Origin of the sequence: Streptomyces sp. NPDC058469 (assembly GCF_042721125.1) — a bacterium.
Classification (GTDB): Bacteria; Actinomycetota; Actinomycetes; order Streptomycetales; family Streptomycetaceae; genus Streptomyces.
In genome coordinates this window covers 95,568-116,654 of record NZ_JBHXME010000009.1, presented here as the reverse complement: position 1 = coordinate 116,654, position 21,087 = coordinate 95,568, and the positions used below count along the sequence as shown (strand labels likewise).

The following is a 21,087-nucleotide window of genomic DNA, read 5'->3' as shown; positions in this document are numbered from 1 at the left end:
CCGCTGGGGTTCCCGATCGTCTTACAGGGCTTGGGCCGAGTGGCTCTAGCCGCCGTAGACGTGCGGCGCGAGCGTACCGACGAACGGCAGGTTGCGGTACTTCTCCGCGTAGTCGAGGCCGTAGCCGACGACGAACTCGTTCGGGATGTCGAAGCCGACCCACTCCACCTCGATGGCGACCTTGGCCGCCTCCGGCTTGCGGAGCAGGGTGCAGATCTTCAACGAGTCGGGCTCGCGCGAGCCGAGGTTGGAGATCAGCCAGGACAGGGTCAGACCCGAGTCGATGATGTCCTCGACGATGAGGACGTGCTTGCCCTTGATGTCGGTGTCGAGGTCCTTGAGGATCCGCACGACACCGGAGGACTGGGTGCCCGCGCCGTACGACGACACGGCCATCCAGTCCATGGTGACGGGGGTGGACAGCGCCCGGGCGAGGTCCGCCATGACCATCACCGCGCCCTTGAGGACGCCGACGATCAGCAGATCCTTGCCCGCGTACTCCGCGTCGATCTTCGCGGCGAGCTCCACGAGCTTCGCGTCGATCTCTTCCTTGGTGATGAGCACCGACTGGAGGTCGTCACCCATGTCTTTCGCGTCCACCCGCATCACTTTCGGTCGTCCAACCGGCTACTACCTGGCCCCGCCCCCGGAGGTCCGGAGGGGGTGTCGATTCAGCCTTGCCGAATCACCAGTCTGCCACCCTGGCGCCGGGCGACGACCTTGCCCGGGAGATTGATGGTTCCCTGGCCGCGCCAGCCGGTGATCAGGCGGTCGACTTCCTCGATGTGACGGGCGAACAGCGAACCGGCCGGGGCGCCGGCCTGGATGGCGGCCCGGCGCAGGATGCGTCGGCGTACGGCGGGCGGCAGGGCGTAGAGCTTGGCGCACTCCAGGAGGCCCGTGGCGTCGCGTACGGAGGCCTCGGCCTGGCTTGCCCAGGTGTCGAGGGCGTCGGCGTCGTCCCGGGACAGCTGCGCCGTGCGGGCGAGCGCTTCCACGACCCCTTTGCCGAGCGCCTTCTCCAGGGCCGGCAGGCCTTCGTGGCGCAGACGGGAACGCGTGTACGCGGGGTCGGCGTTGTGCGGGTCGTCCCAGACGGGCAGCGACTGGACCATGCAGGCCTTGCGGGCGGTCTGCCGGTCGAGCTGCAGGAAGGGGCGGCGGTAACGGCCGCCGGCCCCCGAGACCGCGGCCATTCCCGACAGGGAGCGGATGCCCGAGCCGCGGGCGAGGCCCAGCAGGACGGTTTCGGCTTGGTCGTCACGGGTGTGGCCGAGCAGGACGGCGGCGGCGCCGTGCCGGGCGGCGCAGTCGTCGAGGGCGGCGTAGCGGGCGTCCCGGGCGGCTGCCTCGGGGCCGCCCTCGCGGCCCACGGTCACGGAAGTGGCTTCCACGGGGTCCAGGCCCAGTTCGCGCAGACGTACGACGACCTCGTCGGCGCGCAGGTCGGAGCCGGCCTGGAGGCCGTGGTCGACGGTGATGCCGCCGGCCCGGATGCCCAGCTTGGGGGCTTCGAAGGCGAGGGCGGAGGCGAGTGCCATGGAATCGGCGCCGCCGGAGCATGCGACGAGCACGAGCGGCGAGGGCGGGCGCTCGTGCGAGGTGTGCCGGGAGGCGCCGGTGGTCTGCAGGGCCTCGTGGTCGGTGAGGATGTCGTGGAGGACGCGGCGGACCGCCAGGCGTATCGCCGCGACCGCAGGATGGGGACCCATGTCCGGTTCCCTTCATGAAGTTTTCGGGGGGTTGGCCCGAGGTTCGGTCACTCAGAGTGTGTAGATGGTGACAGAGCCTGGGCGTTCCCCGAGCATCGCACGCCTACCCATCGCTCACGGTCCCTCGGACGGGTGATTGCAGGGGCGTTCGCCTGCCGTCGGCCGGATTCGTTTCACCACGCCCGCGATCGGTTCACGACTCGGCCTTGCGATGCACCCGCGCGACCCAGTCCGCCGGTTTGGCGATCTCCGTCTTGGTCGGCAACGTGTTCGGGGAGGTCCACACGCGGTTGAAGCCGTCCATGCCGACCTGGTCGACGACCGCCCGCACGAACCGCTCGCCGTCCCGGTACTGCCTCAGCTTGGCGTCGAGGCCGAGCAGCTTGCGCAGCGCCGAGTCCAGTCGCGAGGCGCCCTTCGCGCGACGCTGCTGGAACTTCTCGCGGATCTCCGCGACGCTCGCCACGACCTCGGGGCCCACGCCGTCCATCACGAAGTCGGCGTGTCCCTCCAGGAGGGACATCACGGCGGTGAGACGGCCGAGGATCTCCCGCTGGGCGGGCGTCTGCACGATCTCCACGAGGGAGCGGCCGCCGTCCTCGTCCTCCTCGCCCTCGGGCCGGCCCCCGGCCAGCGACTGGGCGGCCTCCCGGATGCGCTCCAGGACCGTCATGGGGTCGACCTCGGTCTCCCCCAAGAACGACTGGATCTCGCCCTCCAGGTGGTCACGCAGCCAGGGCACGGCCGTGAACTGCGTGCGGTGCGTCTCCTCGTGCAGGCACACCCACAGGCGGAAGTCGTGCGGCTCCACGTCGAGTTCGCGCTCCACGTGCACGATGTTCGGCGCGACCAGCAGCAACCGGCCGCCTTTCGCCCCCGCCGGAAGCTCACGGGACGCCGGGGCGAACGTCTCGTACTGGCCGAGCACGCGCGAGGACAGGAACGACAGCAGCATGCCCAGTTCCACGCCGGTCACCTTGCCGCCGACCGCGCCGAAGACGGCGCCCCCGGGGGTGTTGCCGCGCCGCTCCTGCATCTTGTCGAGCAGCGGCTTGAGGACCTCCCGGAACCCGGCGACGTTCGCCCGGACCCAGCCGGGGCGGTCGACGACCAGGATCGGGGTGTCGTGGATGTCGTCCGTACCCATCCGGGTGAAACCCCGGACGTGTTGCTCCGAGGCCTTCGCATGCCGGCGCAGCTCCGCGACGACGGCCCGGGCCTCGTCGCGGCTCACCTCGGGGCCCGGCCGCACAAGTCGGGTCGCGGTCGCCACCGCGAGATTCCAGTCGACCATCTCGGCACCACCGATGCTCGTCATGCGTCAACCGTACGTGAGCGCTGCCGCTTGGGGCAGGCTGCGAGGTCGGTCAGGTGAACGTCTGTTGCGAGGGCGCCCGGTGTTGTCGGCTGTGCCCACCCCCCCCCACTCTCGGCTTCGCTCGAGCGGGGGGACCCCCATCGCCTTGCGGAACGCCTGCCCACAGCGGTGCATGCGGTAGCGGTGGCCGCAGTCCGCCAAGCAGGCCGTCGTCAGCTGCAGCCGCAGGCCGCCAACGCCGTTGCCGTGTGGTCCAGGGCTGCCTGGGCCTCCAGGGCGTTTGTCGTGTTGGAGGCCAGGAAGGCGAAGGCCAGGAGTTGGCCGTCCTTGTCCACGACCGTGCCCGCGAGGGTGTTGACGCCCGTCAGGGTGCCCGTCTTGGCGCGTACGACGCCTGCCGCGCCCGTCGCGTCCGTGTAGCGGGTCGTCAGGGTGCCCGTGAAACCGGCGATGGGGAGGCCGGTGAGGACCGGGCGGAGTTCGGGGTGGGTGGGGTCGCCGGCCTTGACCAGGAGGGCGGTCAGGAGGTCGGCGGTGAGGCGGTCGTCGCGGTCGAGGCCGCTGCCGTCGTTGAACGCGGCGCCCTTGACCGGGAGTTGGAGCTTCGTCAGCTGGGCGTCGATCGCCGCGGCGCCGCCGTCGAAGTCGGCCCGCTTGCCCGTCGCTACGGCGGTCTGGCGGGCCAGGGCCTCCGCGATGTCGTTGTCACTGTTGGTCAGCATCCGCTCGACGAGGTCGGAGAGCGGCGGCGAGGAGACCGTGGCCAGGGTGTCGGCGCGGCCGGTCGCCTTGGAGGGGCCCGGGGACGTCGTCTTGATGCCCTGCTCCTGGAGGAAGCCCGCGAACTTCTTGGCCGCGTCCGCCGCCGGGTCCGTCACCCGCAGCACCGGGCCGCTGGACGAGTCGTCGGTACGGCCCTCGTCGGCGGACAGGGCGCTGACCGGGGCGAGGTTCTCGTTGACCCCGATCGAGTGGAGTTCGGCACCGGAGTACAGGGTCGTGTCGTAGGAGAGCGTCACCTCGCGCATGCCGCGCTTCTTCAGGGCCACCGCCGTGCTGTCGGCGAGGGTGCGCAGGCTGGCCCAGCCCTCGGCGTCCTGGTGGGCCGTCAGGGTGGGGTCACCGCCGCCGACCAGGACGAGTTCCTTGGTGTCGGGCTCCAGGGCGGCGCGGGTGGTGAGGCGGTGGTCGGCGCCCAGGGCGGAGAGGGCGGCCACCGCTGTGGCGATCTTCGTCGTGGAGGCCGGGGTCAGCGCGTCCTCGGCGCCGACGCCGTAGAGACGCTTGCCGGTCGAGACGTCGACCACGGTGGCCGTGTGGCGGGTGCCGAGCGCCGCGTTGCCCAGGAGGGGCGTGAGGACGTCCGCGAGGGCCGTGCCGGTCGGGGCCGACTTCACGGTGCTGGCGGCGCCGCCGAGGCCGACGAGGACGGATGCGGCGCTGGGGGCGGGGCGGGGTGCCTTGGCGGACGTATCGGAATTACGGCCGTGATCTACGCCACCTGAACGTTCCTGTGCGGCTGCGTAGTCCCGCTCGGCCGTACGCTGACCCGAGGAGTCCCAGGGACCGGCGGCGGTCACCACACCGGCGGCCAGCGCCATTCCGGCGGTGGCGGCGACGGCGGTGAACTGCCAGGTCCTGTTCGGCCGCGGCAACTTCGCGACCTGCGGTGACACGGATGCGACGAGCCGGGCGACCTTCGGTGACACGGCTTCGGTGAGCCGCGTGACCTGTGGTTTCACGGCTTGGTTGAGCCGTGTGACCTGCGGTTTCACGGACTGTGCGGCCCGCTCGAGACGGGGCCGGACGGCTCGCGCGACCCGCGTCACATGCGGTCTCGCGGCCCGCCAAGGCCTCAGCTCCGGCACGACCACCAGCCCCTTTCGCGATCACACACCTGCGTGAGGGACACTTAACCACCAGAACTATGTGCTGATCATGGAGGAGCCACCGGTGGAGTTCGACGTCACGATCGAGATCCCGAAGGGTTCGCGGAACAAGTACGAGGTGGACCACGAGACCGGTCGGATCCGCTTGGACCGTCGACTCTTCACCTCGACCAGTTACCCGGCCGACTACGGCTTCGTCGAGAACACTCTCGGCGAGGACGGCGACCCGCTCGACGCGTTGGTCATCCTGGAGGAGCCGACTTTCCCCGGCTGCCTCATCAAGTGCCGTGCGATCGGCATGTTCCGGATGACCGACGAGGCCGGCGGCGACGACAAGCTGCTGTGCGTCCCGGCGTCCGACCCGCGTGTGGAGCACCTGCGTGACATCCACCACGTGTCGGAGTTCGACCGCCTGGAGATCCAGCACTTCTTCGAGGTCTACAAGGACCTGGAGCCCGGCAAGTCGGTCGAGGGTGCCAACTGGGTGGGCCGTACGGACGCCGAGGCGGAGATCGAGCGCTCGTACAAGCGACTGAAGGAGCAGGGCGGCCACTGAGCCCCCTGCGACTGACGGGCCGCACGCACACGCGTGCGGCCCGTTTCCATGTCTGTGCGCATACTGAGGATCACCGGAGGTGTCGTACAGGGAGTGCTACGGAGTGACGGAAGCCGAGGACCGCAAACCGCAGTCGGACGAGGCCAGGAGTGCCTTCACAGCTCCGGCAGGCGTCGAGGCGGCGGTCGTGGCCGCAGCCGACGGGGAGTCGTCCACGACGTCAGAGTTCGCCGTTCCGAGCGGGCTCGACGTGACGCCCGCACCGGCCGTCGAGGACTCCGAGGGGTCGGCGTTCAGTCCGCCCAGCCTCTACAGCGCGCGCAAGGCGCCGCCCGCCTTCACGCCGCCGACCGGGATTCCCGTCGTCAGCCTCACCAAGGACGTGCCCTGGCAGGACCGGATGCGCACGATGCTGCGGATGCCGGTGGCCGAGCGGCCCGCGCCGGAGCCGGTGCAGAAGCCGGACGACAGCGGCCCCGCCGTGCCGCGCGTGCTCGATCTGACGCTCCGCATCGGCGAGTTGCTGCTCGCGGGCGGCGAGGGCGCCGAGGACGTCGAGGCGGCGATGTTCGCCGTCTGCCGCTCCTACGGCCTCGACCGCTGCGAGCCGACCGTCACCTTCACCCTGCTGTCGATCTCGTATCAGCCCTCCCTGGTGGACGATCCGGTGACCGCGTCCCGGACCGTACGGCGCCGGGGCACCGACTACACGCGGCTCGCGTCCGTGTTCCGGCTGGTGCAGGACCTCAGCGATCCGGAGACGGCGCTCTCCCTGGAGGACGCCTACCGGCGGCTCGCGGAGATGCGGCGCAACCGGCACCCGTATCCCGGCTGGGTGCTGACCTCCGCCAGCGGGCTGCTCGCGGGTGCCGCCTCCGTGCTCGTCGGCGGTGACGTCATCGTGTTCTTCGCCGCCGCGCTCGGGGCGATGCTCGGGGACCGGCTGGCGTGGCTGTGTGCGGGGCGTGGGCTGCCGGAGTTCTACCAGTTCACGGTCGCCGCGATGCCGCCGGCCGCGATAGGGGTCGCGCTCACCGTCGCCAACGTCGATGTGAAGGCCTCCGCGGTCATCACCGGTGGGTTGTTCGCTCTGCTGCCCGGGCGGGCGCTGGTGGCGGGCGTGCAGGACGGATTGACCGGCTTCTACATCACCGCGGCGGCGCGGCTCCTCGAAGTCATGTACTTCTTCGTCGGCATCGTGGCCGGCGTCCTGATCGTCCTGTACTTCGGCGTGAAGCTCGGCGCGCAGCTCAATCCGGACGTGGCCCTTGGCAACTCCGACCGGCCGTTGTGGCAGATCGGGGCGTCCGTGCTGCTGTCGCTGACCTTTGCCGTCCTGCTCCAGCAGGAACGGTCAACTGTGCTGCTCGTGTCCCTCAACGGGGGTGTCGCCTGGTCTGTGTACGGGGCGATGCACTTCGTCGCGAAGATCTCGCCGGTTGCGTCCACGGCCGTTGCGGCGGGGTTGGTCGGGTTGTTCGGGCAGTTGCTGTCGCGGTATCGGTTCGCGTCGGCGTTGCCCTACACGACTGCGGCGATCGGGCCTCTGTTGCCTGGTTCCGCTACGTATTTCGGGCTGTTGGCGACCGCGCAGAACGAGGTCGACCGGGGGTTGGTGTCGTTGGCCACGGCGGCTTCTCTCGCCATGGCCATCGCCATCGGGGTCAATCTGGGGTCGGAGATCTCGCGGTTGTTCCTGCGGATTCCGGGGGCTTCTGCCGGTGCCCGGCGGGCTGCCAAGCGGACTCGGGGGTTCTGACCTCCGCCCGAGAATTCAGCCCTGGGGATAGCCGCCGTTCTGTGAATACCCCTGTCCCTGGCCCTGGTTGTCGTACGGCGGGTACTGCTGGTTGCCGTACTGGTCGTTCCCGTACGGCTGTTGCTGCTGCGGCTGGTACGTCTGCTCGGGGTACTGCTGCTGTTGGGGCTGGGCGTAGTACTGGTCGTAGCCGTTGTTCTGCTGGGGCTGCTGCTGAGGTTGCTGCTGGGGCTGCTGCTGGGGCTCGTCCACGCGGCGGAGTTGGGTCGTCGAGTCGTCCATGATCACGGGGAACGGCTGGGTCGCGGCCGGGTCGCCGGGCTGCTCCTGGGGCTCCTGGGGGTGCTTCTTGGCCTTGGAGCGGGCGCGGAGGAACTCGATGATGATCGGGACCACCGAGATCAGGACGATCAGGATCAGGATCGCTTCGATGTTCTTGTTGACGAAGCCGATGTTGCCGAGCCAGGAGCCCAGCAGGGTCACGCCCGCGCCCCACAGGACGCCGCCGATGATGTTGAACGTGAGGAACGAGCGGTATTTCATGCCGCTGACGCCGGCGACGATCGGCGTGAACGTGCGCACGATCGGCACGAAGCGGGCCAGGACCAGGGACTTGGGGCCGTACTTCTCGAAGAACTCGTGCGCCTTGACCACGTTCTCCTGTTTGAAGAGGCGTGAGTCCGGGCGATTGAAGAGCGAGGGGCCGACCTTCTTGCCGAAGAGGTAGCCCGCCTGGTCGCCGAGGATCGCGGCGACGCAGATCAGCGCGACGGCCGCCCACAGCGGGAAGTCGAGCGTGCCCGCGGTGATCAGCAGGCCGCAGGTGAAGAGCAGGGAGTCACCCGGCAGGAAGAACCCGATGAGCAGGCCGGACTCCGCGAATACCACGAGCAGAAGGCCCCAGATACCGAACCGGTCGAGCATGGTGTTCGGATCGAGCCAGCTCGGGCCGAGGGCGAGCGTCATCACGGTTCCGGGCTCCTGAGGGGTGGAGGGAGGTGCCAGCGTCCAGGTACAGCCGCACAAAGCTATCAACGCGATGTGTCCGTCCCAGGTTCCACCGGTGACTCCAGGATGCACTGTGCACCCCATAGGACAAAGCTGTGAGCCATGGGTATCGACGAATACGGCGGCGGCCAGGGGCCGCAGGCCGATGTACTGGTCGTGACGACGAACGACATCCCCGGGTACCGGGTCGAGCAGGTGATCGGCGAGGTCTTCGGGCTGACCGTGCGCTCACGGCATCTCGGCAGCCAGATCGGCGCCGGTCTGAAGTCGATGGTCGGCGGTGAGCTCAAGGGGCTCACCAAGACCCTCGTGCAGACCCGCAACCAGGCCATGGAGCGGCTCATCGAGCAGGCACGCGCGCGTGGGGCCAACGGCGTCCTGGCGTTCCGCTTCGACGTGACCGAGGCGGCGGACGTGGGCACCGAGGTGTGCGCCTACGGGACGGCGGTGGTCCTGGCCCGGGAGTAGCGCGTACGCCCGGGCCGGGTCCCTAGGAGGCGTGCCGGGACGCGTTCGCCAGGATCGCGTCCCTGAGGTGCTCGGCCAGGCCCGGGGCCATGGCGTCGTAGAACGCCTTGAAGCGCTCGTCGGAGATGTACATCTCGGCAAGGCAGCCGTGCATCTCGTACGAGCACGGATAGAACCAGCGGTCGATGTGCAGGCGGTGTTCCTCGGCGAGGTCCATCGCCGCGTCGGCGGTGGGGGGGTTCGCCGGTGGTCACCAGGGTGGCGTAGCGCTCGCTCCAGGCGTCGACCTCGGCCTGGAGGCGCTTCCAGTCGGCCTTGGTGTAGCGGGCGGCGCGGCGCTGCGACTCGGCGTAGGACTCGGTGCCGCCCCAGCGTTGTTCGGCCTCTTCGGCGTACTGCTCGGGGTCCTTGTCACCGAAGACCTCGAAGCGTTCCTCGGGGGTGAGGTTGATGCCCATCGTGCGTGCCTCCATGGCGTGCTCCACGGCCTCGGCCATCTTCTGCAGCTTCTCGATCCGGGCGGTCAGCAGGTCGTGCTGGCGGCGCAGATGCGCGCGCGGGTCCGTCTCCGGGTCGTCGAGCAGGGCCGCGACCTCGTCGAGCGGGAAGCCGAGTTCCCGGTAGAACAGGATCTGTTGCAGCCGGTCGAGGTCGGCGTCGTTGTAGCGCCGGTGGCCCGCGTGGCTGCGCTCGCTGGGGGCGAGCAGGCCGATGTCGTCGTAGTGGTGCAGCGTGCGCACGGTGACCCCGGCGAATCGGGCGACCTGTCCTACGGAGTAGCTCACTTCCGCTCCCTTCTTGTGTCCGCGCTCCACGCTGAGGCCTCACGTCACGTGAGGTGCAAGCCCCGTAGGCTTCACTTTTTCAAGATGTTCGGTCCGTTTTGCCCGCTTATGGTGAGCCCGTGGCCCAGGACAGCGCGCAACAGGCACCCGCCGCCCCTACGACCCCGGCGCGCACCCTGCTGCCGTTGATCGTCCCCGCTCTGGTCGTGGGCGTGCTCGCGAGTCTGCTCTTCATCGCGGTGAGCGAGGTGGCCGAACAGCTCCAGCACGTGCTCTGGAAGAACCTGCCCGACGCCCTGGGCATCGGCCGGTACTCGGTCCTCTGGATGCTCGTCATGCTGACGGCCACCGGCATCGTGGTCGGGCTCGTGGTGTGGAAGGTGCCCGGGCACGCCGGTCCCGATCCCGCGACCACTGGACTGGAGGCCGTGGCGCTGCCGCCCCTGGTGCTGCCGGGGCTCGTGCTGGCGACCGCGCTGATGCTCGCGGGCGGGCCGAGTCTCGGGCCGGAGAACCCGATCATCGCCGTGAACGTGGGTCTCGCGCTGTGGGCGGGGCGCAGGCTGGCGCCGCGGGTGCCGGGCGGGGTGTGGGGGGCGCTGGCCGAGTCGGCGACGATCGGCGCGCTGTTCGGGACGCCGGTCGCGGCGGCGCTGCTCATCTCCGAGGCGCTGGCCGCGCGGCAGACCAAGGGCGCCCTGTGGGACAACGTGTTCGCGCCGCTCGCGGCGGCCGGGGCGGGCGCCATGACGACCACCCTGGTGGCCCATCCGACCTTCGACCTGCATCTGCCCGCGTTCGACCGGCCCGGCTGGGGCGATCTGCTGGCGGTCCTGGTGCTGGCGCCGCTGGCCGAGCTGCTCGGGATGACCGTGGTCTACCTCTTCCCGTACGTCCATGGCGCGTTCTCCCGGCTCGGGCACCCCTTGCTGGCGCTTCCGGCCGGTGGGCTCGTGCTGGGCCTGCTGGCGGCGCTGGGCGGCCATCTGACGCTCTTCAAGGGCCTGGACGAGGTCGGGGCGCTGGCGGCCGATCCCGAGGGCTGGTCGGCGGGGCAGTTCGCGACGATGACGGTGGTGAAGCTGGCGGCGCTGCTGGTCGCCGCGTCCTGCGGCTTCCGGGGCGGGCGGATCTTCCCTTCGGTGTTCATCGGCGTCGCCTTCGGCCTGTTCGCCCACGCGGTCGTGCCCGCGGTGGATCCGGCTCTGGGGATCGCCGCGGGTGTCCTGGGCATGCTGCTCGCGATCACCCGGCAGGGGTGGGTGAGCCTGTTCACGGCCGCGATCCTGGTGGCCTCGCCGGCGATCCTCGCCCTGCTGTGCATCGGCTCGCTGCCGGCCTGGCTGCTGGTGACCGGGAGGCCGCAGATGCAGTTGCGCGCGGACGGAACTCCGGTTCGCTAGTACCCGTTGGTTCTTTTGATCCTTATCGGAGGCACGCCATGCCGTTGCACCAAGGTCCCGACCAGCCCGCCGAGCGCCCCATGTCCGTGAACCCCTTCTACGGGGAGGCCAATCCGGTCGGCGGCATGACCGAGGCCCCGCCCAAGCACCGGCTCCCGGACGCGCCGTTGCCCCCGATGACGGCGGCCCAGCTCGTGCACGACGAGCTGATGCTGGACGGCAACTCCCGCCTGAACCTGGCGACGTTCGTCACCACCTGGATGGAGCCGGAAGCCGGCGTCCTGATGGCGGAGTGCCGGGACAAGAACATGATCGACAAGGACGAGTACCCGCGCACCGCAGAGCTGGAGAAGCGCTGCGTGGCGATGCTCGCCGACCTGTGGAACGCGCCGGATCCCTCAGCGGCGGTGGGCTGTTCGACGACCGGTTCCAGCGAGGCCTGCATGCTCGCCGGGATGGCCCTGAAGCGCCGCTGGACACAGCGCAACAAGGACCGCTATCCGGCCGCCCGCCCGAACCTGGTGATGGGGGTCAACGTCCAGGTCTGCTGGGACAAGTTCTGCAACTTCTGGGAGGTCGAGGCACGCCAAGTCCCCATGGAGGGCGACCGGTTCCACCTCGACCCGCAGGCCGCAGCCGAGCTGTGCGACGAGAACACGATCGGCGTCGTCGGCATCCTCGGCTCCACCTTCGACGGTTCCTACGAGCCGATCGCCGACCTCTGCGCCGCCCTCGACGCACTCCAGGAGCGCACCGGCCTCGACATCCCGGTCCACGTGGACGGCGCGTCCGGCGCCATGGTCGCGCCCTTCCTGGACCCGGACCTGGTCTGGGACTTCCGCCTCCCGCGCGTGGCCTCGATCAACACCTCGGGGCACAAGTACGGCCTGGTCTACCCGGGCGTCGGCTGGGCCCTGTGGCGCGACAAGGAGGCCCTCCCCGAGGAACTCGTCTTCCGGGTCAACTACTTGGGCGGCGACATGCCCACCTTCGCCCTCAACTTCTCCCGCCCCGGCGCCCAAGTAGTAGCCCAGTACTACACATTCCTACGCCTGGGCCGCGAGGGCTACCGCGCCGTACAACAGTCCACCCGGGACGTAGCCCAAGGCCTGGCGCAACGCATCGAGGCCCTCGGCGACTTCAAACTCCTCACCCGGGGCGACGAGTTGCCGGTCTTCGCCTTCACCACCGCCCCCGGTGTCGAGAACTACGACGTGTTCGACGTCTCCCGCCGCCTGCGCGAACACGGCTGGCTGGTCCCGGCGTACACCTTCCCGGCGAACCGCGAGGACCTCTCGGTCCTCCGGATCGTATGCCGCAACGGCTTCTCGGCAGACCTGGCGGAACTGTTCCTGGACGACCTGACCCGCCTCCTCCCCGAGCTGCGCCGCCAGCCCCACCCGTTCACCCGCGACAAGGGAGCGGCGACAGGCTTCCACCACTGATCCACGAGGGCGCAGGGGCCGTACCGCTCACCGCTCGGGCGACACGGCCCGCCACCCGCGTACGGCGCGAAGGTGACGCGTCGGGGGGTGTCCGCCCGCAGCGGTTGGCGCGTCAACACGGGTGAGTTGGTGAGCGACCGATTCCGCGCCAATCCGAGGACGGATACCCCCCGGCGCGGCGCCGCCCCCCAACGACGCCCCGGCGAACCACCACGCACCCGCACCCAGACACAAAGCCGCACCCCCACAACCCAGGGGCGCGAGGAACTGCGCGACCAGCCCCAGACAACCCGCACCCGACGACTCAGCCCCCAAGCCCCCGAAACCGCCGTACCGCCAGCGGAAAGAACACAACCAGCAAGCCCAACGGCCAGACCACAGCGGCCCAGACGTGCCCCGACTCACCCCCGGGCCCACCAAAAAGCTCGCGTACGGCAGTCGCGGTCTGAGACATCGGGTTCCACTGAACGACCGCGCCCAGCCAGTCGGGCATCGCAGCCGGGGTAGCCAGCGCGTTGGACAGAAACCCGACCGGCCACACCAGAATCTGCACGGCCTGCACCATCTCGGGCCGCCCCGCCACCAGCGCCAGATGGATACCGACCCAGAGCATGGCGAACCGGAAAAGAAGCAACAGCCCCACAGCGCCCAGGAATTGCCCGGGCCCGGCATGCGGCCGCCAGCCGAGCCCGAGTCCGACGACGATCAGCACGACCAGCCCGATCGCCGACTGCAGCATGTCGGCGGCCGAACGCCCCACCAGGACCGCCCCGTCGGCCATCGGCATCGACCGGAAGCGGTCGATCACACCCTTGTTGAGGTCCTGCGTGACGGCGAGCATCGTGCCCTCCAGGCCGAAGGCCATGGTCAGCGCGAGCATCCCGGGGACCAGGTAGTCGACGTAGGCACCCTCGACCGCACGGCCACCGCCGATCAGATAGCCGAACATCAGCAGCAGCATCACCGGAAAGACCAGACTCACCACGACCTGCACGGGCTGCCGTGCCCAGTGGGCGAGTTCGCGCCGGGTCATGGTCCAGGAATCGGTCAGGGCGTAGACACTCACACGGCCTCCTTCACGTTGGTACGGTCGTCCGCGCCCGTACCGTCACCGTGTCCCGTCAGGTGCAGGAACACCTCGTCCAGGGTCGGGCGGCGCAGCGCCACGTCCTCGGCGTCGATCCCGGCCTCTTCCAGGGCCCGTACGACTCCGGAGAGCGCCGTCATCCGGTCGGCGACCGGGGCGCTGAGCAGCCGGCGGTAGGCGTCGACCCGGACGTCGGCAGCAGGCAACGGCAACAGAGCGACAGCGGCCCCCAGTTGACCCGCGTCACGCAGGACGACGTCGATACGGTCGCCGCCCGTGCGGGACTTCAGCCCGTCCGGGGTGCCGTCGGCGATGACCCGGCCCTGGTCGACGACCGAGATGCGGTGGGCGAGCTGGTCGGCCTCCTCCAGGTACTGGGTGGTGAGCAGGACCGTCGTACCGCCGCCGACCAGGGAGCGGACCGCCGACCACACCTCGGCGCGGCCACGCGGATCGAGGCCGGTCGTCGGCTCGTCCAGGAAGAGGATCTCCGGTGCGGTGACCAGCGAGGCGGCGAGGTCCAGGCGGCGGCGCATGCCTCCGCTGTAGGCGCGGACGGGCTTGCGGCCGGTGTCGGCGAGGTCGAAGCGGTCCAGGAGTTCGTCGGCGCGCACGCGCGCGTGGCGGGCGCCGAGGTGGTGGAGGCGGCCGAACATCTCCAGGTTCTGCCGGCCGCCCAACTCCTCGTCGAGCGCCGCGTGCTGGCCGAGCAGGCCGATACGGAAGCGGACCGCGCGGGCCTCGGTCAGCACGTCGTGCCCGGCGACCTCGACGCGGCCGGAGTCGGGTCGCAGCAGGGTGGACAGGATGCGGACGAGCGTGGTCTTGCCCGCACCGTTGGGCCCGAGCACACCGTGCACGGTGCCGCGCGCGACATGGAGGTCGAGCCCGTCCAGTGCCTTCTTGACCCCCTTGATGCCCTCAACTCCCTTGGCACCCTTGGAGTTCTTGGCCTTCTTGTCGCCGTATGTCTTGTGTGCGTCCTCGACGGTGATCGCCGTGTCAGCCACTGAGCACCCCTTCGCTAGTCAAACTTGACTACGCGCTCGAAAGTAACGCCGTGAGGCTCGTTAGTAAAACTTGATTAGCTGGCGTCCCCGGGGTGCCGCTCCCCCGTCGCGTACGGATTCTCCTCACCGTCAGTGAGGATGCCGACGAACGGTTCGCCCTCCCCCGCGAAGGTGTACGCCCCGCCCTCGATGCGCTCGATCAGCCCCTGGGTCCACGCGGCCTCGGCGTCGGCCGTGTGGATCCAGAGGTTCATGATCTCGCCGATGTGGCCCAGCTGTTCGGGGCCGTCCTCGGGGATGTAGTGCTCGGTGACCGAGGCCCGCCACTGGGCGATGCCCCGGGTGCGCTCCTTCAGCAGCGCCACCGCCTCCGCCCTCGGCAGGTCGACGACGAAGCCGATGGCGGCGGACTTGACGTCCATCTGCTGGTCGTAGGACGTCAGCGCCTCGCGCAGCAGCCGGAAGTACTCCTCGTTGCCCCAGTCGGTGATCTCGTACTCCGTGCGCGGCGGGCCCCCGACAGTGGACGGCGCGACCTCATGGGCGTGCAGCAGGCCCTGCTTGGCCAGCTGCTTGAGGGCGTGGTAGATCGAGCCGGGCTTGGCGTTGGACCACTCGTGCGCGCCCCAGTATTCGAGGTCGTTGCGCACCTGGTAGCCGTGGGCCCGCCCGTGCTGGCGCACCGCGCCGAGCACGAGGAGACGGATCGCTGACATGGGGCCAGCGTAGGACCCGGCAGGTCAGCCCCAGGTCGTGCCCCGCTCCTTCGCGACCAGTTCGAAGGCGGTGGCGCCGTCGAGGGACTCGCGGATGATGTCGGCGTGGCCGGCGTGCCGGGCGGTCTCGCGGATCAGGTGCAGGCAGAGCCAGCGCATGGAGACACTGCCCTCCGGCGGGAACCAGGGGTCGTTCGGGAGCGGGAAGGTGTCGTCGAGACTCGGCACCGAGCGGACGTAGGCCTCGGTCTCGGCGGCGACCTTCTCCCAGTACGCGAGCTGCGACTCGACGGTCTCACCGTCGACCAGCTGGAACGTCTCGTGCCAGTTGGTCTGGTCCCGCTGGACGGCCGGCGGCTCCTGCTTCGCCCGGGCGATCCAGCTCTGCTCGACCTCGGCGGCGTGCTTGAGCAGCCCGGAGAGGGAGAGTTCGCTCGCGCTGGGCTTGCTCGCGGCCTGCTCCTCGGTCAGCCCGAGCAGCGCCCTGCGGATACCACCCCGCTGCTCCTCGATGAACGCGAGCAGCGCCCCGCGCTCATCGCCCTGCGTCTCTGCGGGTACGTGCGTGACCATGGCCTTCGCCTTTCGTCGGCGCCGGCAGGGGAGCCTGTCCCCCTGCCCGACATCAACGAAGCTACGGGCCATTGAGGTCAGGTTCTGTCCTCAACGGCCCGGCTCACGGAGACGTACTCAGGAAAGTGGAATCAGAACGGGAACCCGCTCCGGCCGTGCTGCACCGAGATCCACTTCAGGCTGGTGAACGCGTCGAGCATCGTGTCGCCGTTGAGGCGGCCCAGGCCCGAGGCCTTCTCGCCGCCGAAGGGGACGATCGGCTCGTCGTGGACGGTGCCGTCGTTGACGTGGAACATGCCCGTGTCGATCTGCTTGGCGAAGTTCACGCCGCGCTCGATGTCGGCCGTGTGGACGGCGCCGCTCAGGCCGTACGGCGTGTCGTTGACGATGCTCACGGCCTCCTCCTCGCCGTCGAACGGGATGAGGAAGGCGACCGGGCCGAAGACCTCCTGGCGGAGCAGGTCCGAGCCGGCGGGGAGGTCGGTGAGGACCGAGGGCGCGACCAGGTTGTCGGTGGTCGTGCCGTGGACCAGTGCCGTCGCACCTTCCGCGATCGCCTGCTCGACGACACCCGAAAGGGCGTCCGCCTGCGAGGAGTTGATGACCGGGCCGATGACCGTCTGCGGGTCGCGCGGGTCGCCGACCTTGAGGGACTTGACCTTGGCGACGAACTTCTCGGTGAACTCGTCCCGGATCGACCGGTCGACCAGCACCCGGTTCGCGGCCATGCAGACCTGGCCCTGGTGGACGTAGCGGCTGAAGACCGCCGCGTCGACCGCGTAGTCGATGTCGGCGTCGTCGAGGACCACGATCGCGCTGTTGCCGCCGAGTTCGAGCACCGTGCGCTTGAACTGCCCGGCGCAGACGGTCGCGACGTGGCGGCCGACCTTGTCGGAGCCGGTGAAGGAGATGACCTTCGGGATCGGGTGCTCGATGAAGGCGTCGCCGATCTCCGCGATGTCCGTGATGACGACGTTGAGGAGGCCGCCCGGCAGGCCCGCGTCCTCGAAGATCTTCGCGACCAGGGAGCCGCCGACGATCGGGGTGTTCTGGTGCGGCTTGAGGACCACTCCGTTGCCCAACGCCAGTGCGGGGGCTACCGACTTGAGGGACAGCAGGAACGGGAAGTTGAAGGGGCTGATCACGCCGACCACGCCCACCGGGACGCTGTAGACGCGGTTCTCCTTGCCGTCGACCGGCGAGGGGATGATCTTGCCCTGGGGGCGCAGCGCCAGGTGGATCGCCTCGCGCAGGAACTCCTTGGCGAGGTGCAGTTCGAAGCCGGCCTTCAGGTGCGTGCCGCCGAGTTCGGCGATGATCACCTCGGCTATCTCCTGCTCGCGGTCCTCGATGAGCCGCAGGGCCTTCTCGAACACGGCACGGCGGGCGTAGGGGTTGGTCGCGCCCCACGTCTTCTGGGCGCGGGCGGCCGCCTGGTACGCCTCGTCGACCTCGTCGACCGTGGCTATGGTGATCGACGCGAGCTTCTCGCCGTCGTACGGGTTGAAGTCGATGATGTCCCAGGAGCCGGTGCCCGGGCGCCACTCACCGTCGATGTACTGCTGAGCCAGGTCGGTGAAGTAGGACGACATGTGATCCCTCAATCGCTAGCAGACACGATCAACAGCAGACACGATCATCACGGTCTGATCACACGTCATCGTACTTGTGTTTCAAGAGAGTTGGAGCAGCCCCCGAAGAAGATCCCGGCTCTCGTCCGGGCCCGGGCTGTCCTGCTGGAGCTCCTTCAGCGCCTTCTCGTACTGGGCCACGTCCTCGGACTTGTCCAAGTAGAGCGCGCTGGTGAGCTGTTCGAGGTAGACGACGTCCGAGAGGTCGGACTCGGGGAACGACAGGATCGTGAAGGCGCCGGACTCGCCGGCGTGACCGCCGAAGCCGAACGGCATGACCTGCAGCCGGACGTTGGAGTGCTCGGAGACCTCGATCAGATGCTGCAACTGACCGCGCATCACCTCGCGGTCGCCGTACGGGCGGCGCAGGGCGGCCTCGTCCAGGACGATGTGGAAGTCCGGCGCGTTCTCGTTCACCAGGTACTTCTGCCGCTCCAGGCGCAGCGCCACACGCCGTTCCACGTCGGCCTCGCTCGCACCCTTCATGCCGCGCCGGACGACCGCGCGGGCGTAGGCCTCGGTCTGCAGCAGTCCGTGCACGAACTGCACCTCGTAGACGCGGATGAGGGAGGCCGCGCCCTCCAGGCCCACATAGGTGGGGAACCAACTGGGCAGGACGTCCGAGTAACTGTGCCACCAGCCCGCTACGTTGGCTTCCTTCGCGAGGGAGAGGAGTGAGATGCGCTCCGCCTCGTCCGTGATGCCGTACAGCGTCAACAGGTCCTCTACGTCCCGGGTCTTGAAGCTCACTCGCCCCAGCTCCATGCGACTGATCTTGGATTCGGAAGCGCGGATCGAGTACCCCGCGGCCTCCCGGGTGATCCCGCGTGCTTCCCGCAGTCGCCTGAGTTGCGAGCCGAGCAGCATCCGCCGCACCACCGATCCGGGCTCTCCCGCGCTCACGTTCGCCAGCCTCCCCAACCGTCTTCAGGGGCCGCAGTCTGCCACTAAAACACTTCGAGCAGTACTCGTTCGATTACAGAAATGGAAAGAAGAGACGCCGGTTCACAGGAAGTCGTCAGGAAAACGTCAGGAAGAAGCAAGGCCGGAGGGCGAGAACGGCGTGAAGTTGGCGGAAAAAATGGCCAACAAGCGGTACGGGAGGGTCCAATTCGGTCAGCTGCACGTGCATCTGCCCTTGCATCTGCTGTACGCATCCGAAACCATGGTCTCGCGCCACCGCTGCATCGCAACGACCGCGAATTCCGGGAGTGCCTCGCATGGGGACGAATGGATCGACCATGCTCGAGCCGTTACGGCAGGGCCTTCCGCCGCTGGACCCCTCGGCCGTGTCCAGCGCCGCGTCGTGCGCTCTGGCCGCCCGCTACGAAGCGGTGCGCGAGGCACGGCAGTTCACCCGCCGCACGCTCGACCAGTGGGACATAGGCGACCGCTTCGACGACGTCTGCCTGGTCGTCTCCGAACTGGTCACCAACGCGCTGCGGCACGCCCTGCCGGCCAACACCCCCCGCGTCCCGGAGCAGAACCCGCCCGTGCGGCTGCATCTGATGCGCTGGACCGAGCGGCTCGTGTGCGCGGTGCGCGACCCCAGTCACGACAGTCCCGTCGCCCGCGAGTCGGAGGACTTCTCGGCGGAGTCGGGCCGCGGCCTGTTCCTCGTCGACTCGTTCAGCGACGGCTGGGGCTGGCACCCGCTGGCGGGCACGCTCAGCGGCAAGGTGGTCTGGGCGCTGTTCCGACTGCAGGACGAGGCGGCGCAGCACAACGCGTGAGGAACCGCGGTCTTTTTTGGGGCCGCGGTTCTACGCGCGTTGCCGCCGTCTTCGCAGGTCGGCCCGCTACCCCGCTATCAGGTGGTCGAACTCGCCGTCCTTGATGCCCAGGAGCATCGCCTCGATCTCGGCGCGGGTGTAGACGAGCGCCGGACCGTCGGGGAAGCGCGAGTTGCGCACCGCGACGTCTCCGCCGGGCAGCCGCGCGAACTCCACGCAGGATCCTTGAGAGTTGCTGTGCCGGCTCTTCTGCCAGGCCACTCCGTCCAGCTGCTCGGCAGCCATGCCGTTGTACACGTCGTACCCCAAGTACACGCTGTCAACGCGGTGGTCCACAGGTCGCTCCCGGTTGTGCACTGGCTGGTGTGGCCATTGATGCAGTGGTCAACTGTTCCGGATCATAGCCCTGTTCATGTGCAGATGCATGGGCAGATGCACGTGCACGGGGGGTGGTCCTCCGGTTACAGCTTTGACGACTGCTTTACCGATGCCGTTCCAGCGTCTGCCCCGGTCTTTGCAGGACATGTACTTCCTCACAGGACATGCACCAGTGAAGACGCGTACCGGGGCGCTCGTGTTCCGTGGGCGAGCGGCTATCGGGTCGAGTACGGCAACAATGCCATCTCCCGGGCGTTCTTGATCGCAGCCGCCAACTGCCGCTGCTGCTGGGCGGATACGCCCGTGACCCGGCGGCCGCGGATCCTGCCGCGGTCGGAGACGAACCTCCGCAGCAGGTCGGTGTCCTTGTAGTCGATGTACGTCACTCCGGCCGCATCCAGCGGATTACCGCGGGACTTGGTCGGCCTGCGCTCGGGCTTGCGGGCCACGGTCAGGTCTCCAGGAAGGCGTCGAAGGCGGACGGGAGCCGTTTCCAGGCGGCGCGTCCGGCGGCGTACTCGGTGTCGGTCAACAGGCAGGACTCCAGGAGCAGTTCGAGTCCGTCGCGGTCGAGGCCGGGGGACGTGAAGACGAGGTGCTGGCAGCAGTCGCCGTGCTCCGGGTGCCAGTCGAGCGCGGCGGCGGCCCGGCGTACCGGCGGCACCAACTCCCAGGCCGCGTCGGGCAATGAGGCAAGCCACGGGCCAGCGCTCTCCACGCACAGGGCACCGCCGGCCGCGTCCCAGTGGAGCAACGAGTCGGGCTTGTCGGCGAGCCAGAACCGCCCCCGGCTGCGGGCCGCGGCGCAGGTCAGGTCCTCCAGCGCCGCGTACAACCGCTCCGAGTGGAAGGGCCTGCACCGGTGCCAGACGAGGGTGGTCACCCCGTACGCGTCGGCATCGACGGGGAGGAGGGCGCAGGCGGGGTGCTGGGCGGCGGCAGCGGCTTCCACGTCGAAACCGGCGAGGGCGGCACGCGCCAGGTCACCGTGCCCGGGCCGGACGGAGCCAGCCAAGTCACCCTGTGCAATCGGTACTTGGCGGGCCATGGGGTGCAACTGGCCCAGCAGCTCGCGGTCTTCGTCGTCGGCCTCCTCCGAATCCAGAACGGCGAGGACCGGGGCGTACTCCAACTGCCGGGCGAAGGTGTCCGCGACGGTCCGCCGGTCCGTGGCCGCCGCCGCGAGGCCGGTCGCGGCGAGGTCGTCGCCGTTGCCGAGGTACGGCAGGAGCAGGGCCGGGTCCACGGCCGTGATGACGCCGGTGACCGTGAGGCCGCCGGACGTGATCACCTCGGCCATCGCCTTGGGTTCAACGGAGTCCCACAACTCGACGACGGCGAGCCGGACTTGACCGGCCGCGGCGAGCCGGCGCAGTTCCGGGACCAGGTCCTCCCGCAGCGCGCAGCACGCGCAGTCGTCGACGAGGGGGGTCTCACCGGCGGAGAGGATGCCGTCGGCGTCCCTGATCGTGCGAACGACCGTGCCGGCAGCGGCCGTAGCGAGGTCGTGGTGGAGTACGACGCTGCCGGGGACGTCGGACAGGAGGCGGGCGACGGTCGCTCTGCGGGCGTCGGCGTGCAGGCCGGCGACGATCGCGACGGAGAGGTCGGGCACC

20 protein-coding genes and 1 pseudogene are annotated in these 21,087 nt (G+C 69.4%); 6 read left to right on the top strand and 15 right to left on the bottom strand.

Annotation, left to right across the window (positions count from 1 at the left end; genetic code table 11):
• Positions 1–45: 45 nt before the first annotated feature.
• The 4 genes from hpt to dacB form a co-directional block, all read right to left on the bottom strand.
• Complete coding sequence (hpt, locus tag ACFWP5_RS07995) at positions 46–606, bottom strand: hypoxanthine phosphoribosyltransferase (RefSeq protein ID WP_033286141.1); 561 nt, start codon at positions 604–606, stop codon at positions 46–48.
• A gap of 65 nt (positions 607–671) precedes the next feature.
• Positions 672–1,712, bottom strand: a complete 1,041-nt coding sequence (gene tilS, locus ACFWP5_RS07990; protein ID WP_384151969.1) for a tRNA lysidine(34) synthetase TilS — start codon at positions 1,710–1,712, stop codon at positions 672–674.
• A gap of 193 nt (positions 1,713–1,905) precedes the next feature.
• A complete protein-coding gene (locus ACFWP5_RS07985; RefSeq protein WP_384151966.1) occupies positions 1,906–3,030 on the bottom strand; it encodes a zinc-dependent metalloprotease in 1,125 nt (374 codons plus the stop codon).
• 212 nt (positions 3,031–3,242) lie between these two features.
• Positions 3,243–4,904 (bottom strand): D-alanyl-D-alanine carboxypeptidase/D-alanyl-D-alanine-endopeptidase, encoded by a 1,662-nt coding sequence (dacB, locus tag ACFWP5_RS07980; protein WP_384151963.1) that lies wholly within the window; start codon positions 4,902–4,904, stop codon positions 3,243–3,245.
• A 79-nt stretch (positions 4,905–4,983) separates the two neighbouring features.
• Here dacB and ACFWP5_RS07975 point away from each other — a divergent pair, with 79 nt between their 5' ends.
• Positions 4,984–5,475: an inorganic diphosphatase gene (locus tag ACFWP5_RS07975; protein ID WP_019070224.1), complete on the top strand. Its 492-nt coding sequence runs from the start codon at positions 4,984–4,986 to the stop codon at positions 5,473–5,475.
• 103 nt (positions 5,476–5,578) lie between these two features.
• Positions 5,579–7,234, top strand: a complete 1,656-nt coding sequence (locus tag ACFWP5_RS07970; RefSeq protein WP_384151960.1) for a threonine/serine exporter ThrE family protein — start codon at positions 5,579–5,581, stop codon at positions 7,232–7,234.
• A 15-nt stretch (positions 7,235–7,249) separates the two neighbouring features.
• Here the strand turns inward: ACFWP5_RS07970 and ACFWP5_RS07965 are convergent, their stop codons facing one another.
• On the bottom strand, positions 7,250–8,200 hold the full coding sequence (locus tag ACFWP5_RS07965; protein WP_384152005.1) for a DedA family protein: 951 nt from the start codon (positions 8,198–8,200) through the stop codon (positions 7,250–7,252).
• A gap of 144 nt (positions 8,201–8,344) precedes the next feature.
• On the opposite strand from ACFWP5_RS07965, the gene ACFWP5_RS07960 reads away from it, so the two are divergent.
• A complete protein-coding gene (locus ACFWP5_RS07960; RefSeq protein ID WP_363101818.1) occupies positions 8,345–8,710 on the top strand; it encodes a YbjQ family protein in 366 nt (121 codons plus the stop codon).
• Positions 8,711–8,732: 22 nt separating this feature from the next.
• Here ACFWP5_RS07960 and ACFWP5_RS07955 read toward each other — a convergent pair.
• Positions 8,733–9,495: pseudogene (locus ACFWP5_RS07955) on the bottom strand (MerR family transcriptional regulator).
• A 119-nt stretch (positions 9,496–9,614) separates the two neighbouring features.
• Here ACFWP5_RS07955 and ACFWP5_RS07950 point away from each other — a divergent pair.
• Positions 9,615–10,898 carry an ion channel protein gene (locus ACFWP5_RS07950; protein ID WP_384151956.1) on the top strand — a complete coding sequence of 428 codons (1,284 nt, stop codon included), beginning with the start codon at positions 9,615–9,617 and terminating at the stop codon, positions 10,896–10,898.
• Positions 10,899–10,936: 38 nt separating this feature from the next.
• Positions 10,937–12,343 carry a glutamate decarboxylase gene (locus ACFWP5_RS07945; protein ID WP_384151953.1) on the top strand — a complete coding sequence of 469 codons (1,407 nt, stop codon included), beginning with the start codon at positions 10,937–10,939 and terminating at the stop codon, positions 12,341–12,343.
• 304 nt (positions 12,344–12,647) lie between these two features.
• Here the strand turns inward: ACFWP5_RS07945 and ACFWP5_RS07940 are convergent, their stop codons facing one another.
• The 6 genes from ACFWP5_RS07940 to ACFWP5_RS07915 all read right to left on the bottom strand — a co-directional run bounded on the left by ACFWP5_RS07940 (position 12,648) and on the right by ACFWP5_RS07915 (position 18,227).
• The gene (locus ACFWP5_RS07940; protein ID WP_384151950.1) at positions 12,648–13,409 is read right to left on the bottom strand and encodes an ABC transporter permease; all 762 of its coding nucleotides are present in this window, start codon (positions 13,407–13,409) and stop codon (positions 12,648–12,650) included.
• The gene (locus ACFWP5_RS07935; protein ID WP_384151947.1) at positions 13,406–14,440 is read right to left on the bottom strand and encodes an ATP-binding cassette domain-containing protein; all 1,035 of its coding nucleotides are present in this window, start codon (positions 14,438–14,440) and stop codon (positions 13,406–13,408) included. Before ACFWP5_RS07935 ends, ACFWP5_RS07940 begins: the two co-directional genes overlap by 4 nt.
• Positions 14,441–14,514: 74 nt before the next feature.
• Positions 14,515–15,156 carry a PadR family transcriptional regulator gene (locus tag ACFWP5_RS07930; protein WP_384151944.1) on the bottom strand — a complete coding sequence of 214 codons (642 nt, stop codon included), beginning with the start codon at positions 15,154–15,156 and terminating at the stop codon, positions 14,515–14,517.
• Between the two features lie 24 nt (positions 15,157–15,180).
• On the bottom strand, positions 15,181–15,729 hold the full coding sequence (locus ACFWP5_RS07925; protein WP_384151941.1) for a DinB family protein: 549 nt from the start codon (positions 15,727–15,729) through the stop codon (positions 15,181–15,183).
• 131 nt (positions 15,730–15,860) lie between these two features.
• Positions 15,861–17,321 carry an aldehyde dehydrogenase family protein gene (locus tag ACFWP5_RS07920; protein WP_384151938.1) on the bottom strand — a complete coding sequence of 487 codons (1,461 nt, stop codon included), beginning with the start codon at positions 17,319–17,321 and terminating at the stop codon, positions 15,861–15,863.
• An 81-nt stretch (positions 17,322–17,402) separates the two neighbouring features.
• Entirely contained in the window at positions 17,403–18,227 is an 825-nt protein-coding gene (locus ACFWP5_RS07915) for a helix-turn-helix domain-containing protein (RefSeq protein ID WP_384152002.1), read from the bottom strand.
• Positions 18,228–18,601: 374 nt separating this feature from the next.
• On the opposite strand from ACFWP5_RS07915, the gene ACFWP5_RS07910 reads away from it, so the two are divergent.
• The gene (locus ACFWP5_RS07910) at positions 18,602–19,093 is read left to right on the top strand and encodes an ATP-binding protein (RefSeq protein ID WP_384151935.1); all 492 of its coding nucleotides are present in this window, start codon (positions 18,602–18,604) and stop codon (positions 19,091–19,093) included.
• A gap of 66 nt (positions 19,094–19,159) precedes the next feature.
• On the opposite strand, the gene ACFWP5_RS07905 is transcribed toward ACFWP5_RS07910, so the two are convergent.
• The 3 genes from ACFWP5_RS07905 to ACFWP5_RS07895 form a co-directional block, all read right to left on the bottom strand.
• Complete coding sequence (locus ACFWP5_RS07905) at positions 19,160–19,378, bottom strand: DUF397 domain-containing protein (RefSeq protein ID WP_384151999.1); 219 nt, start codon at positions 19,376–19,378, stop codon at positions 19,160–19,162.
• Between the two features lie 308 nt (positions 19,379–19,686).
• Positions 19,687–19,920, bottom strand: a complete 234-nt coding sequence (rpsR, locus tag ACFWP5_RS07900; protein ID WP_384151932.1) for a 30S ribosomal protein S18 — start codon at positions 19,918–19,920, stop codon at positions 19,687–19,689.
• 2 nt (positions 19,921–19,922) lie between these two features.
• Positions 19,923–21,086 carry a GTP-binding protein gene (locus ACFWP5_RS07895; protein ID WP_384151929.1) on the bottom strand — a complete coding sequence of 388 codons (1,164 nt, stop codon included), beginning with the start codon at positions 21,084–21,086 and terminating at the stop codon, positions 19,923–19,925.
• Position 21,087: the final 1 nt, after the last annotated feature.